This window comes from Pseudomonas sp. Marseille-Q0931, assembly GCF_940789645.1.
Lineage (GTDB): Bacteria > Pseudomonadota > Gammaproteobacteria > Pseudomonadales > Pseudomonadaceae > Aquipseudomonas.
The window spans coordinates 1,286,421-1,303,421 of the sequence record NZ_CALNWT010000001.1 but is presented as its reverse complement, the minus strand read 5'-3'; the positions used below and the strand labels follow the sequence as shown (position 1 = coordinate 1,303,421).

The following is a 17,001-nucleotide window of genomic DNA, read 5'->3' as shown; positions in this document are numbered from 1 at the left end:
CCATGACTGCCTTCAAGATTGTCCCTCTCGCCCTCGGCCTGCTGGCGGCCTGTACGCTGGCCCATGCCAAGGAAAATGACCCCGCGCGCCTGGATGGTCCGCTGACTCCCGTGGGTGCTGAGCGTGCCGGCAATGCCGACGGCAGCATCCCGGCCTGGGAGGGTGGTATGCAAGCGGGGGCCGCGCCGATCAGCGGCAACGGCGACTACAGCGACCCTTTCGCCGCCGAGCAACCGCTGTACGTGGTCAGCAAGGCCAACGCCGAGCAGTACAAAGACCTGCTCAGCCCCGGTCAGCAGGCCATGCTGGCCCGCCATGCCGACTACCGAATGGCTGTCTACCCGACTCACCGCAGTGCCACGCTGCCGCAGAGGCATCTGGACGAGACCCGTGCCAACCTGGCCAAGGTGACCCTGAGTGACGACGGCAACGGCCTGGATGGCTACCACTTCGGTGTGCCGTTCCCGCAGCCCACCGAAGGCCTGGAAGTGATGTGGAACCACCTCACGCGTTACCGTGGAGGCTCCATCCGTCGCCAGTTCTCCTCGGCCACCGTGCAGGAGAAGGGCGACTACACCGTGGTCAGCTCGGATGCCCTGACGGTATTTCGCGAGAACATCAGCGATCTCGAGCCGAACGAGAATCTGCTGCTGCTCAACCGCGTGCGCACGACCGCGCCTTCGCGCTACGCCGGCGAGGTGACGCTGGTGCACGAGCCGCTCAACCTGGTAGCGGGCGTGCGCTCGGCCTGGCAGTACAATCCGGGACAACGCCGCGTGCGGCGGGCGCCGACGGTGGCCTACGATAGCAGTGCGCGCTACAGCTTCGGCCAGGTCGTGGCCGACAGCGTCGATGGCTACAATGGTGCCCCCGACCGCTACGACTGGAAGTTGCAGGGTAAGCGGGAAATGCTCATCCCCTACAACGCCTACCGCATGGCCAGCAAGCAGACTGCCTACGCCGACCTGCTCAAGCCGGGTTATCTCAACCCGGACCATGCGCGTTACGAAAAACACCGCGTCTGGGTGGTCGAGGCTACGCTCAAGCCTGGCGTGCGCCATGTCTACGCCAAGCGCCGCTTTTACCTCGACGAGGACACCTGGCAGATCGTCGCCTCGGATATCTATGACAGCCGCGGCGAGCTGTGGCGCAGCTACGAATCGCACATTGCCATGCTACACGACATCCAGCTTCCGCTCACCGTAGCCGAAGCGACCTATGACCTGATGTCCGGGCGCTACGCGGTCAATTATCTGACCAACGAAATCACCAGCAAGGCTCGCTACGGCGAGACTCTGTCGAAGTCCGAGTTCACCCCCGCGCAATTGAAGCGCCTGGGCAAGTAACGGCGCGACAGTCTGGCGGACCGGCTCAGCGGCCTCGCCTGGTCGGCTCTCTTCGGGGAGCCGACCTCTCGCATTTCCTTTTCAAAAAATAACGGACAAGACCATGCCCATCTTTCGCTTAAGTGCTTTGGCGCTGGCGCTAATCGCCCTCGGCGCCCACGCCGAACAGCCGGTATCCGCAAAGCCGGCCACCGAGATCACCCAGCAGCGCAATCAGGCCTGGCTGCAGCGCTTGCCGTTCGAGAACCGCGCTGATTTCGAAAGCGCCCGTCGCGGGCTGATCGAGCCTTTCACCGGCGTGGTGGAGAATGCTGACGGCAAGCCGGTATGGAACCGTATGGCGTACAACTTCCTCGACGGCAACGATGCGCCCGCGAGCGTCAACCCGAGCCTCTGGCGCATCGCCCAACTCAACAACATCGCCGGTTTGTTCGAAGTGCGTGAGCGTGTCTACCAGATTCGTGGCATGGATCTGTCGAACATGACTGTGATCGAGGGCGACAGCGGACTGATCATCATCGACCCGCTGATCAGCACCGAGACCGCCCGCGCCGGTCTCGAGCTGTACTACAAGCACCGTCCGCGCAAGCCTGTGCTGGCGGTGATCTACAGCCACTCGCACGTCGACCACTTCGGCGGCGTACGCGGGGTGATCGACGAGGCCGACGTGCAAGCCGGCAAGGTCAAGGTGATCGCCCCGGAAGGTTTTTACGAGCATGCGGTCAGCGAGAACGTGCTCGCTGGGCCTGCGATGATGCGCCGGGCCCAGTACATGTACGGCGCGGTATTGCCCCGGGGCGAACGCGGCCAGGTGGATGCGGGACTCGGCAAGGGCACCCCGATCAACGCCACGGTGACCCTGATCGCGCCCACCGACCTGATCGTCGAACCGCTGGAAACGCACGAGATCGACGGGGTGACGATCGAATTCCAGCTTACGCCGGGCACCGAGGCTCCGGCGGAAATGAACATGTACTTCCCGCAGTTCAAGACCCTGTGCATGGCCGAGAATGCCACCCATACCCAGCACAACGTACTGACGCTGCGCGGCGCCCTGGTACGCGACGCCAAGGTCTGGGCGCACTACCTGGACGAGGCGCTGGTGCGCTACGGTGACGAGGCAGAGGTATTGTTCGCCCAGCATCACTGGCCGACCTGGGGCGGTGATGATATCCGCGACTACCTGGCCGACCAGCGCGACATGTACGCCTTCCTCGACAGCCAGACGCTGCGCCTGATCAACCAGGGGCTGACCCCCACCGAGATCTCCGCGCAGCTGTCTTCGTTGCCGCCGCGCCTGGCCGGCAAATGGTACAGCCGCGACTACTATGGCTCGCTCAGTCATAACGTACGCGCCGTGTATCAACGCTACATGGGCTTCTACGATGGCAACCCGGCCAACCTCGACCCGCTGCCGCCGGTAGATGCCGGACGCCGTTACGTAGCGGTGATGGGCGGTGCCGAGGCCGTATTGAAGGCGGCGCGTCAGGCCTTCGAGGCAGGCGATTATCGCTGGGCGGCGCAATTGCTCAATCACCTGGTGTTCGCCGAGCCGGACAACGCCGCTGCGCGGGCCCTGCAGGCCGACACACTGGAACAGCTCGGCTACCAGAGCGAGAACGCCACATGGCGCAACGTCTACCTCAGCGGTGCTCACGAGTTGCGTCAGGGCGTGGCCGAGGCCCGCGCACGCAACGGCGCGCCGGACATGGTGCGGGCGCTGACACCGAGTATGTTTTTCGACTATCTGGCGGTGCGCATCGATGCCATGAAGGAGGCCGACCGCGACCTGCTGATCAACTGGCGCTTCACCGACCTGGACGAGGACTACGCGCTGACCCTGCGCAACGGCGTGCTCACCCATCGCAAGGATTCGCGCCACGCACAGGCGGATATCGGCGTGAGCATGACCAAGGCGTTGCTCGACCGCATCGCCCTCAAGGAAACCGGCTTCCTCAAGGAGGCGACCATCGGCGGCATCGAGATCGACAGTGGACGTGTGCAACTGCTCAAGCTGCTCGGCGGGCTGGACGAGGCGAATCCGCAGTTCAACCTGGTCACACCCTGAGCTGCAACGCGAAACGCCCCGCCCGGTGTGGACCGGGCGGGGCGTTTGTTCGTTTGCGCTATGCAGGGCTCGGTTGGCGCGGGTGCGCGTCAGTCTCAGGACTGGGTCTTGATCATCGGCGGTAACCAGCGTTTTTCCAGTACTTCAGGCCGTGGCCAATACAGGCGCAGGAACAGATTGAACGGCCCCAGTGGCGCCGGCAGCCAGTTGCGACGTCGCTCGGCTTCGAGCGGTTGCTGATTTTGTATATACAGGTCCAGCGAGCCGTCAGCGTTGTAATGCAGGTCATCTCGGTCGCCCAGGGAGTAGCGGTTGATCGGGTTGGCCGAAAGCAGTTGGCGCTCGTCATATAGCGTCAGTGACCAGAAGGCCCGTGCGGGCGGCAGTTGGTCGGCGGCGAAGTGCAGCACGTAGCGATGCTGGCCGGACAATGGCTGGCCGTGCTCATCGACATGCAGATTAGGATAGATGGCGTCGTCCGGCTCATTGGCACCCAGTCCGATTTTTGCCACCAGTGCCCGCTGTTGGTACCGAGTGCCGTATTCGCCCAGCTCGTAGCCGATGCGCCAGCCGTTGTCGGTTTTACCCTTGCCCATGAGGCTCTGGCGGTCCTCGAGCAGGGCCACCACACGCCGGTAGCCCAACGCGCTGCCCAGCCGCTGCAGGGGCGACTGCTGCAGGTCACAGTCATCATCGAGCAGGCCGGCGGCGCGGATACGCTCGAGCATGGGTGCGTCCTCGGCGCGGGCGGGGTTATCCCGCAGCAGGGTGCAGAAAGCAGTGAAGAACGCCTCGCGGCTCCAGCCGGACAGTTGCCTGTCTGGCCCCTTGCCGCGCTCCAGCGGGGGCAGTTCGGTCATTCTGGTTGGCGTCGTATCGCTCTGCCGGCCTTGCCAGGCGCTCAATGGCATGAGTCGGAAGCGGTTCTGCAGCGCATGGACCTCGCTGTAGTCGGCGGGGCCGCGGCTCTTGATACGGCCAATCATCCAGGCCAACTGAGTCGGGATGCGGATCAGTTGCATGTCTGCCGGGACCTCGCCCTGCCAGGTCGGACCGGCAACCAGAAAGTCCTGCGCGGCGCTACCGATGGTACGGGTGCCGGGGCTGCTGACCACATTGGTCCAGGCGTCCATGATCGGCATCATGTAGTAGTGACCGGTGGTGTCGGGGATGCTCATCACTACCGGTTCATGACGCAGGTCGAAGTGCACGATGCTGTACAGCGTGTCGACATTCGGCGACACAACGCTGTTGAAGCTTGCACCCGGGAAGCGTCGGCTATGGCGAAAGCCGTTTATCGAGGTGGTGCCCATCAACTGCTGGTGTTGCTTGGTCAGCTCCATCATCACCAGGGGGTAGGCGAACAGATAGGCCTGCGCGGTTTCCCTGGCCTGCTCCGTCACGCGATATGCAGCCAGACCGCCTAATGCGACGGTACTGGCGAGGGCCAGTGCCCAGCGACGTCTGCTAAGGCGACTCATAGGTAGGCTCTCCCGCGTCGCTGGTGGATAGGAGTGGCCGCAGTGGGCCGTGCCGAAGGCATATGCATTGTTGTTATCTCCGGTTGTGAAAGGGCTGCCGACCTTCTCGCCTGATGACAACCAGGGCGTGGATGGGGCAGTAGGGGAGTCGTCAGTGCGCCGGGCATCGTTCGCTGAGTGGCTTGCGATGCAAGGTCACTGACGTGGTGCTACGGAATAAAAAAACGTCGTTGGCTCGGGTACTCCGACGACGTAAAAAGTGCGTTTCAACGAAGCCGCGAAAGCGTGTTTCATCCCTCGCTTGTACGCTGTGCTGTCGAGCCGAAAAGACCAACCAGACACCTGCCAACGTAAGCTCGCGAGTCCTTTCAGTCGGTATGCCGGCGTTGCCAGGACTCCCTTCGCGGTGGCGTTTCGGAGATACTAGGAAGGCGCGCAAAGCCCCACAAATAGCGTCTTCGGATAGATGCCATAACGCTTCGGTATGGCCCCAGAGAGAACCGCATGACCCTCAAGCAACTTCGTTATCTGATTGCCATCGCCGAGGCAGGGAGCTTCTCCGCAGCGGCCAGACGGGCATACATCGCCCAGCCTGCCTTGAGTCGGCAGATCAGCCTGCTGGAAAGCGAACTGGAGATGCAGTTGCTGGAGCGTCAGCACGACGGCGTAGCGCTAACCGATGCCGGGCGAAGGTTGTACGAAGTGTCGCGATCGGTGGTGCAGAAGCTCGATTCGGTAAAGGACGAGCTGGCTTCGACCCGCGGTAACCCCATCGGACATGTGTCCATCTCCATCCCTGCGACGGTTTCGGCATTGCTGCTGCCGGAAATCATTCGTCGTGCCGAAGCCAAGTTTCCTTCCATCAACCTGACCATCTGCGATGGGCTGACGCGTGAGGGCGGTCAGTCCATCGAACTGGGCAAGGTGGATTTTGGCGTGCTGCCCAATGCCGAGGAGCTCGAGCATGTGGTGGCCGAGCCGATCTTCACCGAGGATCTGTACTGGGTGGGGCCGGGCTCGTCGGCAGAGAGCGGTATGCCGATCAGCCTCGCTCAGGCGGCGGCCACCCGTTTGGTGATGGCGCCCAAAGCATTGCATCTGCGTCGGCGCATCGAGCAGGCGGCAATGGAAGCGGGGGTGACGCTCAACGTGGTGTTCGAGCAGCAATCTGCTCCCGGCGTCGCCAGCCTGGTAAGGCATGGCCTGGCGGCGACCATCTGCAACTGGCCGCCGCTGGCGGAGCTGTTCGAATCTACTGCAGCGCGGCTGATCGTCGAGCCGCGCATCACCCGTACCGTGTCCATCGCCCATTCCGCGCACCGGCCGCTGTCCTTCGCTGCGTCCTGCATGCGCGACCTGGTGCGCGGGTTGTTATTGGAGATGGTCAGCGACGGGCGATGGCGCGGCAGCCTGATCGAGCGCAATGCAGAGGCAGATCAGGCTCGCGAGCTTGCCGCTGAAATGACCTCCTGAGCCCCCAGGCGCTCGCGCGAGCGCTGCGGATTCATGCTCACCAGGCCGATCAGGCCGGCGACAACCAGCACGCCGCCGCATACCAGAAAGCCCTGGGCATAGCCCAACGGATGCGCGGCGCCTGCACCTTGAACCAGCATGCCGGTGATCACCGGCGCAGACAGACCGGCCAGCGAGGCCACCGCATTACCGATGGCGAGGATGCCGCCGCGTTGGCTGCTGGGCGTGAACTCGCCGAGCATCGCCGGGCCCACCGAGTACATCACCAGTGCCAGGCCGCCGCTCAGGGTCAGGCAGGCGACGCGGGTGGCGACCGACAGCTCGGTCAGTATCAGCGAGGCCGACAGCAGGCCGCTGGCGATCAGGCATACCGAAACGAATGCACCGCGCGCCATTCGCGATGAGTAGCCGCTGCGCAGCAGGCGCTGCGACAGCCAGGCCATGAACAGGCTGAGCGGGGTGGTGACCACCACGAACATGACGAAGATATGCCCGGTCTTGAGTGGGTCGATGCCCAGGCCGATCTCCAGGTAACTGGGCACCCAGGTCAGGGTCAACGCCAGCGACCAGTTGGCCGCGAAGTGGCAGATGTAGTTGCCCAGCACGCTGCCATCGCTGAGCAGACGGCGGTAGGGCAGGCGATCGGAATCCGCAGCCGGCTGACCGATGCGCAGGCTGTCGAGGCTGCCTTCACGACCGAAGCGCAGCCACAGCACGCACCACACCGCGCCGATGGCGGCCAGTACCGCGAAGTTGACTCGCCAGCCGTAGTTCAGGCTGATCCAGGGAATCATCGCGCCGGCCACCAGCAGGCCCATGGCGCTGCCGGAATGCAGCAGGGCCACTGGCAGGCTGCGGCGATCATTCGGAAACCACTTGTACAGGGCGTGGGTGGCGACGGGCGAGGCGGGGCCTTCGCCGATGCCGAGCAGCACCCGGCAGGCGACGATCATCCACAGGGAGCTGGCGAAGAGCATGGGCAGTTGGATCAGCGACCAGAACAGGCCCATGCCCAGCAGCAGGGTACGGGTTGGCCGACGGTTGGCGAGGAAACCGCCGACCACGGCCGAAATGGCGAAGAACCAATGCAGCGCGCCGCCGATCAGGCCGAACTCGGTCGGGCTCAGGCCCAATTCCTGGGTCATGGGCACGGCTACCAGGCCGATCACCACCTTGTCGAGGAAGTTGACCAGCATCATGAAGGCCAGCAGGAAGGCGATGATCCAGGCTTTACGTGCATTGAAGGCAGGGGCTTCAAGTGTCATGGCGGAGATTCTCTGTCTTGTTCTTATGAAAAAGGCCCGCCCCGCGTGGGGGACGGGCCTGTCCTGAGCCCTAGTTGGGCATCAGGATGTCCTTGGCGATGGTGTTGCGCTGGATTTCGCTGGTGCCGGTGAGGATGCGCATCATACGGCTCGCACGGAATATCCATTCGACCGGATGGCCCTTGATCAGGCCGGCGCCGCCATGGATCTGCACCGCTTTGTCGGCGATGCGGAAGGCAGTCTCCGAGGCATACAGCTTGCACATCGGTGCCTGCACCTTGATGTCGCCGCCGGCGTCGTTGTTTGCTGCCGTGGCGTACATCATGCTGCGTGCGGCGTACAACTCGGTGGCCATGTCGGCGAGCATATGGTTGATCGACTGGAACATGGCGATGGGTTGGCCGAACTGCTTGCGGGTACGGGCATAGTCCAGCGACAGGTTCAGCGCCAGGCCGGCCATGCCGAGCATGGTCGGGCAGTGCAGCAGGCGATTGAGGGTGATACGTCCCATGGCTAGCTTGAAGCCGGCGCCTTCGTCGCCGATGCGGCTCTGCACCGGCACGCGCACGTCCTTGAGCAGGATGTTGCCGTGGGCGCCGCCGCCGGACATCACCGAGTAGTCGCTGTCGATGCTGACGCCTTCGGCGTGCAGGTCGACGAAGAACGCCGAGATACCCTGCGGCCCGCGGCCCGGCTCCGTGACCGCGAGCAGTACGGCGAGGTCGGCATAGGGCGCACCGGAGATATAGCGCTTGGCGCCGTTGAGCACATAGTGGTCGCCCTCCAGGCGCGCCTCGGTGCCGATGGCGGTGGCATCGGACCCGGCCTCTGCTTCGGTGAGAGCGAAGCACACCGCTTTATCGGCGCGGCAGATGGGCCGCAGAAAGGTTTCCACCTGGAACTCGTTGGCGACCTTGAACAGGTGGCCGACCCGTGGCGGACCGGACAGCTCGCCGAGAATGTGCGGTGCCAGTGGCGAACCCGTGAGCACCGCTGCCTCCTTCAGTGCGCACAGGTCTGCGACGCCCAGGCCGGCGCCACCCAAGGCCTCTGGCAGCATGGCGTTGTAGAAGCCCAGCTCGCAGGAGCGACGCCAGATGTCGCGCAGCAGCGGCTTGGCCACCGGCTCGCCCCAGACGATGCCTTCGCGCTTGGCGAGCGGGGCGAGTTCGTCGCGGGCGAAGGCGTTGATGCCCTCCATCAGGCGAGCGGCTTTTTCACTTGGCTTGGTCATGTTCGTTCCTCAGATGCGGCGGTCGCTGTTCTGCCAGTAGGCTTCGCGAATCAGGCGGCGCACCACCTTGCCGTTGGGGTTCTTTGGCAGCTCCTTGGCGAAGTCCACTGCGCGCGGTTTCTTGAAGCTGGCCAGGCTGCGCCCGCAATGCTCGATGATGGCCTCGGCGCTCAGGCTCTCGCCCGGTTTGAGCACCACCACGGCGCGCACGGCTTCGCCCCATTGCTCGTCGGGCACGCCGACCACGGCTGCCTCGAACACCTGCGGCAGGCTGTAGAGCACCTGTTCTACTTCGGTGGGGTAGATGTTGAAGCCGCCGGAAATGATCATTTCCTTCTTGCGGTCGACGATGAACACGTAGCCACGCTCATCCACCGTGGCCAGGTCGCCGGTGAGGTAGTAGCCGTCGCGCATCACTTCTGCGGTCAGCTCCGGCGCCTGCCAGTAGCCCTGCATGATGTCCGGGCCCTTGACCACGATCTCGCCGATCTCGCCGGGCTTCACGTCTTCGAAATCGTCGTTGACCACCCGCAGGTCGGTCTCGAAGTAGCAGCGACCGCACGAGGCCAGGCGGCTGAAGTCGCCGTCCTCGACCAGGTGGTCCTGCTCGGTCAGCACCGTCACCAGCGAGCAGGTTTCGCCAGCGCCATAACCCTGGGCCAGGATGGGACCGAACACTTCGATGGCGCGCTTGACCAGCGCTGGCGCCATGGGCGCGGCGCCGTACATCACCAGGCGCAGGCTGGAGAGATCGAAGCGCTCCACCTCGGGGAAGTTGACCAGGCGATTGATCATCGCCGGCACCAGGAACAGGCGGGTCACCCGCTCGCGCTCGATGGTCTCCAGCAGCAGCCGGTCGTCATAGCGCTCCAGCAGCAGGTTGCAGGCGCCTACCGCCAGCAGCGGCATGATCTGCATGCCGCTGGCGTGGGTGATGGGGCCGACATGGGCCATCACGTCGCCTGGCGCGGCGCGGCGGGTAGGGCTGGCGATGCTCTTGCGGATCAGCGCCTTGCGGTTGCCGAAGCTGAGCATGGCGGCCTTGAGGACCCCGGAGCTGCCGGAGGTGTAGTGCAGCACGGCCAGGGCGTCATCAGCCGGGTCGCTGTGCACCGGCGCCTCGCTGCCGCCCGCCAGCAGCGCGCGATAGGCGATATCGCCAGCCTCGTCATCGAGCGAGATGATCCAGCGCAGACGCGGGGTCTCCGAACGGCGGGCGTGCAGGGCCGCGGCGAAGCGACCTTCGGTGATCACCGCCTGGCTGTGCGAGTCGTTGAGAATCTGGATGATTTCGTCCAGGGACAGGCGGGCGTTGATCGGTACCTTGACCATGGCCGCCTTGTAGAAGGCGACTTCCGCTTCGGCCAGTTCGACCCGGTTCAGGGCAAGGATGGCGACATGGGCCTCGGGCTGCAGGCCAAGATCGAACAGACCCGAGGCCAGGCGATTGGTGCGACGTTCGAGCTGGGAGAAGGTGATGCGCTGTTTGCTGTCGACCAGAGCCTCATGTTCCGGCCAATAACGTGCACTACGGCTGATGATTTTTCCAAGATTCAATTTATTGTTCTCATCGGCTGGATAATGGTTGCCGATGCTAGTCAGTTCGCTTTCCTCGCAACTAATACAAGAGTTCGATGCAGCCCATAGCGTTATGGAATGGCCGGAGGCAGAGGCACCTGCAGCAAATTGGCGATTGCTGTGCAGCCATACGACAGGTTTCAAACGGGAGAGGGCGATATACGCCGAGAAGGGAAATCAGGGCTGGGCGCCCTGATTCGGTTGGGAAGTATCGTCTTCGACAGTTACAGCACTTCGAACAGGCCCGCTGCGCCCATACCTCCACCCACGCACATGGTCACCACTATATATTTCGCACCTCGTCGTTTGCCCTCCAGCAAGGCGTGGCCGACCATGCGTGCGCCGCTCATCCCATAGGGGTGGCCGATGGAAATTGCGCCACCGTTGACGTTAAGTTTCGCTGGATCAATGCCGAGTTTTTCGGCGCTGTACAGCACCTGGCAAGCGAACGCCTCATTTAGCTCCCACAAGCCAATATCGTCGACGCTAAGCCCGTGCTGCTTGAGCAACTTAGGCACCGCATAGACGGGGCCGATGCCCATTTCTTCTGGGGCCAACCCGGCGACAGCCATGCCACGATAAAGGCCGAGTGGCGCAATATTTCGCTGCGCAGCCAGACTGCCATTCATCAGGACGCATGCGCTGGCGCCATCAGACAGCTGGCTGGCATTGCCTGCCGTGATGCATCCACCTTCGATGACCGCTTTCAGCTTGCGCAAATCCTCTAGCGATGTTTGCGGGCGATTGCCTTCGTCAAGGCTGAGCGTTACGTCCTCAAAGGTGACAGCGCCGGTGTCCTTGTCCACCAACTTCTTGCGTGAGGTAACGGGCACGATTTCGTGGTCGAACACGCCAGAGGCTTGTGCTGCAGCAGTGCGTCGCTGTGATTCCAGCGCATAGGCATCCTGGGCCTCTCGACTGATGCCGTAGCGCTTGGCGACCCATTCAGCGGTTTGCAGCATCGGCATATACGCGTGCGGCACCTGATTGGTGACCTGTGGATCTGCGTCGGCCGCAGCCCACTGCATATGTGCGTTTTGCACCAGGCTGATCTGCTCCTGGCCGGCTCCGATCGTGACCTGCATACCATCGACCATGATCTGTTTAGCCGCAGTCGCGATGGCCATGAGCCCGGAAGCGCACTGACGGTCCACGGTTTGGCCGCTTACGGTCAATGGCAGGCCTGCAGCCAGCAGCGATAGGCGAGCGAGGTTGGTGGAGGCAGTGCCGCCCTGCATGGCTGTGCCCATGACGACATCCTCAATCTCAGCAGCTTCGATGCCAGCGCGTTGTACGGCGGCACGGATAGCGATAGCACTCATACTCGGAGACTTCAGGTCGTTGAAGGCACCACGGTACGCTTTAGCGATAGGGGTGCGAGCGGTAGAAACAATAACGGCGTCTTGCATGGTTACTCCCGGGGAATCGGCGGTTTGGGATTGGCTCTGCTCTCGGCATTCATTCAGTAACGAAACTGCTCGCCTCAAGCAGGATTGAGATCAAAGAGCCCATCGCCACCCTAAGAGGGCCTCGATTATTTTAGAAATGACATGTCGTGATGCCAGGTATTCAGCGTATGAATTTATGCGAGCAGGTTTTTTTTTAGCCACACCTAGGTAACGCCGCGAGATGCCGTCTGCCGAGTCTTAGGGGGAAAGGTTGAAATAAGAATGATTCGCCATTAATGTTCGCGCGGTCGCCATGCTGCTCCATGGCATTTCAGCCTGCTGGTTTGCGCCGCGCTATGTCTTCCTCCGAAATCGATTCGATCATTCCTCTCGACGTGCTGTACGGCACGCACCAGGGCTGGCTGCATGGCTGGCTGCGGCGCTCTGTGGGCTGTTCGCAGCAGGCCGCCGATCTAGTTCAGGACACCTTTCTGCGCCTGCTGGTGCGAGGCCAGCCCGTCGATGATCGGGCGCCCAGGGCGTTGCTGGCGCGTATCGCGCGCGGGCTGGTGATCGATCACTGGCGACGGGATGCGCTGGAACGTGCCTATCTCGAATCGTTGGCGCAGTTGCCCGAGGCGAGCCATCCCTCGCCGGAGGTTCGCTACGAGGCTTTGCAGTCCCTGGAGCGGATCGCACGCTTGCTCGATGGCCTGAAGCCCGCCGTGCGTGAGGCGTTTCTGCTGTACCAGCTCGGCGGCCTCAATCATGCGCAGGTGGCACGGCAACTGGGCGTTTCCAGTCGCACCGTCGAGCGGCATGTGGCCAGCGCCTTGCTGCACTGCTATCGCCTGTGTTTCGAGGCGTCGGCGTGAAAGGCGCCGGACAGCCACCTGAATCCATTGTCCGTACAGCCATCGAGTGGCAGATGCGCCTGCGCGCTGATCCGGCCAGTGCCGAGCTGCAGCAGCGACTGCAGGCCTGGCTGGAGCAGGACGAACGGCATGACCTGGCCTGGCAGCGCCTGCAGCAGATGGCCGGGCTGTTTCGGGTAACCCCTATTACCGATGCAGCGCAAACCATCCCGCTACTGCAGCGCGCCGAGGCTGACCTGAGTCGCCGACGCATGCTCAAGCTGCTTGGGCTGACGGCCGGCAGCGCCACGCTGTTGGCGGCAGCTTCGGCGCCTGTGTGGCGGGCGGACTTCGCCACGGCCACCGGCGAAACGCGGCGGCTCGAGCTGGCGGGCGATGTCGAGGTGCTGCTCAACACCGGCAGCGCCATCGATGTACGCGGGCAGGAGCTTTTGCTGCGGAGTGGCGAGGCGCTGGTGGAAGGTGAGCGATGGCAACTGCGCTGCAATTTTGCCGAATGCCTGGGGCGGCACGCGCGCATGTCGGTGCGCGAGTACGACGACCGCAGCGAGATACGGGTCGAGCAGGGCGAGGTCCGGGTTCGTGCCGCGGCAGGGCAGCATCGTTTACAGGCAGGCGAAGGGCTGGCGGTATCGGCGAGCCGCATGACGACGCTGGAACGAGGAGCGCTCGACCCGTTCGCCTGGGCGCGCGGTCTGCTGGTGGTCAGCGACATCCGCCTGGCGGACTTTCTCGCCGAGGCCGGGCGCTACCGGCATGGCTGGCTGGGCTGCGATCCGGCGGTCGCTGATTTGCGCCTGTCCGGCGTGTTCCGCCTCGCTGAGCCCGAGCTGATGTTGCGCAACATCACCCATCTACTGCCGGTGACGCTGGTGGAGCGAACCCGCTGGTGGGTGCGCGTCGTGCCCATCGCATAAAAAATTTGTCGGACTTTGGCTGTTCATCCGGTTAGGGGTGATCACTCCCTAAATGGATACCCCCATGCGCTCTACTCGATCTCTGCCGCCGCGCCTGCAACCGCGCACGCTATCCAAGGCCATCTGTATTGCTCTGGCGCTATATGGCGTTGCCACGAGCCCGGCACTGCTGGCCGCCGAGCCCGCGTCCCGAGCAGCGACTGCGGACGTGCAGGGTGGGCCGCTGGACCAGGCGCTGAGCTTCTATGCCGAACGAGCCGGCATCACCTTGTCGTATTCCCCGCAAGTGGTGCGTGGGCTGGTGAGCCCGGGTTCGACAGGCGCGCAATCGGTGGAAGAGGGGCTGTCGCAGCTGCTGCGCGGCACCGGGCTGGTGGCCGAGAAAACCGCGTCCGGCTATGTGGTGCGGCCGCAGACTGCCGATGACAGCTATCAGCTGCAGCCCGTCACCATCGAGGCCGCGCCGACGCAGAGTGCCTTTGCACCCGTGCCGGGTTATTTCGCCAGCAATGCCAGCACCGCCACCAAGACCGATCTGCCGATTCTGCAAACCGCGCAGAGCATCAGCGTGGTGACCGCCGGGCAGATCGCCGATCGCAAGGTCTACCGTGTCGAGGACGCCGTGGCCTACAGCGCTGGCGTACGCACCGGCAGCTCGGGACTCGATCCTCGTTTCGACCAGATCAACATTCGCGGCTTCGACACCACCATGTCCGCCGACTTCCTCGATGGACTGCGCCAGCCTTATAACGGCTGGCTGTCGATCTACGGCACGGAAGCCTACGCCCTCGAGCGCATCGAGGTGCTCAAGGGGCCGGCCTCGGTGCTTTATGGGCAGATCAGCCCGGGCGGCATGGTCAACCGGGTCAGCAAGCGCCCCAGCCTGCAGGCGAAAAACCAGGTGGAAATCCAGGCTGGCAACCACGATCACCGCCAGGGTCAGTTCGATGTCGGCGGTCAGCTGGATGAGCAGGGCGATGTACTGTTCCGTACCGTTGGTGTCTATCGCGACGCCAGGTACGACATCGAACAGCTGAACAATGATGTGCGCCTGCTGGCGCCGTCGCTGAGCTGGCAGATCGACCCGGCCACCAGCCTGACCCTGCTGGCGCAGTATCAGGAGCGCGAGACTGCCGCGTCGCCGATGCTCTACCAGGACGGCGACCGCCTGACCGATTTCTGGCAGGGCGACGAGTATTTCGACAAGCTCGGCCAGCGCCAGTGGACCTTCGGCTACGAGTTCGAGCACGCCTTCAACGACACCTTCTCCCTGCAGCAGAACCTGCGCTACGGCCAGCTGGACACCACCAACCAGTACCTGCAGCCCAATGGCACGATCACCAACGGGGTGATGGAGCGTTATGCCGTCGGTGTGTACGAGGATATGGAGTCGGTGAGCAGCGATACCCGTCTGGTCAGCCGCTTCGCCACTGGCGAGCTGCAGCACACGCTGCTGACTGGCTGGGATTACACCTGGTTCGACAGCTCGGTGCTCTATGCGACCGGGCCGGCGCCCTCGATAGACATGAACGCGCCGGATTATCACCAGCCAGTCGCTCGGCCCGGCAACCCGCTTTCCGACCAGGACAGTCTGACTCAGCGCAGCGGCATCTACCTGCAGGACCAGGTCGAACTCGACCGCTGGCGCCTATCCGCCGGTGTGCGCCGTGACTGGGTGCATGTACGCACCAGCGACAACCTGAGCGACAGCAACAGCAAGATCAGCGACTCCGCCACCACTTACCAGCTAGGCGCGCTGTACCTGTTCGACAATGGCCTGGCACCCTATGCCAGCTACGCCGAATCCTTCCTGCCGCAAAGCGGCAGCAATGCTGCCGGCCCGCTCAAACCCACTGAAGGCAAGCAGTACGAGATCGGCCTCAAGTACCAGCCGCCCGGCACCAGCGCGATGTTCACCGCTTCGCTCTATCACCTGACCCAGGAGAACGTGTCGACCCGCGACCCGCTCGATCCACTCAACACCGTACAGACCGGCGAGCAAGTATCACGCGGGCTGGAACTGGAAGCCGTGGCCGACCTCAGCGAGCGCCTGCACCTGACCGCCAGCTACAGCTACAACGATCCGGAAATCACCAAGAGCAACGACGGCGACGAGGGCAACGATCCGAAGAACGTGCCGCGTCATCTGGCAGCGCTGTGGCTGGCCTACAAGCTGCCATCCGGTCTCGGTTTCGGTGCTGGCGCGCGCTACACCGGCAGTGTCTACGGCAACGACATGAACACGGTGAAGAGCGAGGATTACACGCTGTTCGACGCAGGTGTGCATTACGACTTCGCCGGCGAGCTGGACGGTGTGCGCCTGGCCGTCAATGCGCGCAACCTGACCGACAAGCAGTACGTCAACTGTCAGGACGGCTATTGTTACCGCGGCGAGGCACGCAGTGTGGTCACCAGCCTGAGCTACAGCTGGTGAGGGTGCTGAACTGGCTGTGCAGCGCCATGACGGCGCTGCTGCTGGGCGGCCTTTCCGCCGCCCAGGCCGAGCCGGTCACTCTGGACGGCAGTGAACAATGGCTGATGAAGAGTGCCGAGGGCCGCGACTACCGCATCATGGTCAGCCTGCCGGAGGGCGATGTGCCCTATACCGGCGGCTACCCGGTGATCTATCTCCTCGACGGCAATGCCTACTTCCCGGCGTTCCACGCCGCCAAGCGGGCGCAACGGCAATGGCGCAAGGCGATCATCGTCGCCATCGGCTACCCCAGCACCACGCCGCTGGATTTCGAGCGCCGTGCGTTCGACCTCTCACCACCGCAACTTCCCGAGCGCAACGACCCGCCGCAGGGCGGCCAGGACCTGTTTCTCGATTTCATCGAGCAGCGTTTGATGCCCCGGGTCAATCAGCGTTTCAAGGTCGATCAGGACCAGCTCAGTCTGGTCGGCCATTCGTTCGGCGGCATGTTCGGCATCTACGCTCTGTTCACCCGGCCGCAGCTGTTCCAGCATGTGGTCGCCATCAGCCCTAGCCTGTGGTGGCGCGACCGTTACCTGCTGGAACATGAGCGGGCATTCACCCGTCGCGCACATGCAGGAGAGCTGGATCTGACCCATCGCAGCCTGAGTATGTGGGTGGGCGACCGGGAAATGCCGCAGGAAATCCAGGACGTGCGCGCGCTGCAGATTCGCCTGGAAAACCTTTCGCAATATGGGCTGCGCAGTGACTTCCAGCTCGAGGCGGGCGAGGACCACATGTCCGTTCCGTTTCGGGTCACCACCCGGGTTCTGGAGGAGTTGATGAGCACGCGGCGTTACTGAATGGTTTTTTGCATCTGTCTTGGTCCGGCTCGGACAATACAAGCGGATTGCGCATGCACTGCTGACATGTCATATAGATATGGCTAAAAGATATTTAAAT

At 63.4% G+C, this 17,001-nt stretch carries 12 protein-coding genes; 7 read left to right on the top strand and 5 right to left on the bottom strand.

Going from position 1 to position 17,001, the window contains the following annotated elements:
• Positions 1-2: 2 nt before the first annotated feature.
• Together P3C50_RS06265 and P3C50_RS06260 are read left to right on the top strand one after the other, a co-directional pair.
• On the top strand, positions 3-1,346 hold the full coding sequence (locus P3C50_RS06265; RefSeq protein ID WP_275545300.1) for a DUF1329 domain-containing protein: 1,344 nt from the start codon (positions 3-5) through the stop codon (positions 1,344-1,346).
• A gap of 103 nt (positions 1,347-1,449) precedes the next feature.
• On the top strand, positions 1,450-3,414 hold the full coding sequence (locus P3C50_RS06260; RefSeq protein ID WP_275545299.1) for an alkyl/aryl-sulfatase: 1,965 nt from the start codon (positions 1,450-1,452) through the stop codon (positions 3,412-3,414).
• A 95-nt stretch (positions 3,415-3,509) separates the two neighbouring features.
• Here the strand turns inward: P3C50_RS06260 and P3C50_RS06255 are convergent, their stop codons facing one another.
• Positions 3,510-4,895, bottom strand: coding sequence for a DUF1254 domain-containing protein (locus P3C50_RS06255; RefSeq protein WP_275545298.1), 1,386 nt, complete (start codon positions 4,893-4,895; stop codon positions 3,510-3,512).
• Between the two features lie 504 nt (positions 4,896-5,399).
• On the opposite strand from P3C50_RS06255, the gene P3C50_RS06250 reads away from it, so the two are divergent.
• On the top strand, positions 5,400-6,368 hold the full coding sequence (locus tag P3C50_RS06250) for a LysR family transcriptional regulator (RefSeq protein ID WP_275545297.1): 969 nt from the start codon (positions 5,400-5,402) through the stop codon (positions 6,366-6,368).
• Here the strand turns inward: P3C50_RS06250 and P3C50_RS06245 are convergent.
• From P3C50_RS06245 to P3C50_RS06230, 4 genes are all read right to left on the bottom strand, one after another.
• Positions 6,332-7,633, bottom strand: coding sequence for an MFS transporter (locus P3C50_RS06245; RefSeq protein ID WP_275545296.1), 1,302 nt, complete (start codon positions 7,631-7,633; stop codon positions 6,332-6,334). The two genes, P3C50_RS06250 and P3C50_RS06245, sit on opposite strands and share 37 nt — an antisense overlap.
• Before the next feature lie 70 nt (positions 7,634-7,703).
• Positions 7,704-8,867, bottom strand: coding sequence for an acyl-CoA dehydrogenase family protein (locus P3C50_RS06240; protein WP_275545295.1), 1,164 nt, complete (start codon positions 8,865-8,867; stop codon positions 7,704-7,706).
• A 9-nt stretch (positions 8,868-8,876) separates the two neighbouring features.
• Positions 8,877-10,424, bottom strand: a complete 1,548-nt coding sequence (locus tag P3C50_RS06235) for an AMP-binding protein (protein WP_275545294.1) — start codon at positions 10,422-10,424, stop codon at positions 8,877-8,879.
• A 245-nt stretch (positions 10,425-10,669) separates the two neighbouring features.
• On the bottom strand, positions 10,670-11,854 hold the full coding sequence (locus P3C50_RS06230; protein ID WP_275545293.1) for an acetyl-CoA C-acyltransferase: 1,185 nt from the start codon (positions 11,852-11,854) through the stop codon (positions 10,670-10,672).
• 335 nt (positions 11,855-12,189) lie between these two features.
• Between P3C50_RS06230 and P3C50_RS06225 the strand changes: the two genes are divergently transcribed.
• The 4 genes from P3C50_RS06225 to P3C50_RS06210 all read left to right on the top strand — a co-directional run bounded on the left by P3C50_RS06225 (position 12,190) and on the right by P3C50_RS06210 (position 16,901).
• Positions 12,190-12,708 (top strand): sigma-70 family RNA polymerase sigma factor, encoded by a 519-nt coding sequence (locus P3C50_RS06225; protein WP_275545292.1) that lies wholly within the window; start codon positions 12,190-12,192, stop codon positions 12,706-12,708.
• The gene (locus tag P3C50_RS06220; protein WP_343252180.1) at positions 12,687-13,625 is read left to right on the top strand and encodes a DUF4880 domain-containing protein; all 939 of its coding nucleotides are present in this window, start codon (positions 12,687-12,689) and stop codon (positions 13,623-13,625) included. Before P3C50_RS06225 ends, P3C50_RS06220 begins: the two co-directional genes overlap by 22 nt.
• A gap of 64 nt (positions 13,626-13,689) precedes the next feature.
• Complete coding sequence (locus P3C50_RS06215; RefSeq protein ID WP_275545290.1) at positions 13,690-16,059, top strand: TonB-dependent siderophore receptor; 2,370 nt, start codon at positions 13,690-13,692, stop codon at positions 16,057-16,059.
• Entirely contained in the window at positions 16,056-16,901 is an 846-nt protein-coding gene (locus P3C50_RS06210) for an alpha/beta hydrolase (RefSeq protein WP_275545289.1), read from the top strand. The genes P3C50_RS06215 and P3C50_RS06210 overlap by 4 nt, the downstream gene beginning before the upstream one ends.
• Positions 16,902-17,001 lie beyond the last annotated feature (100 nt).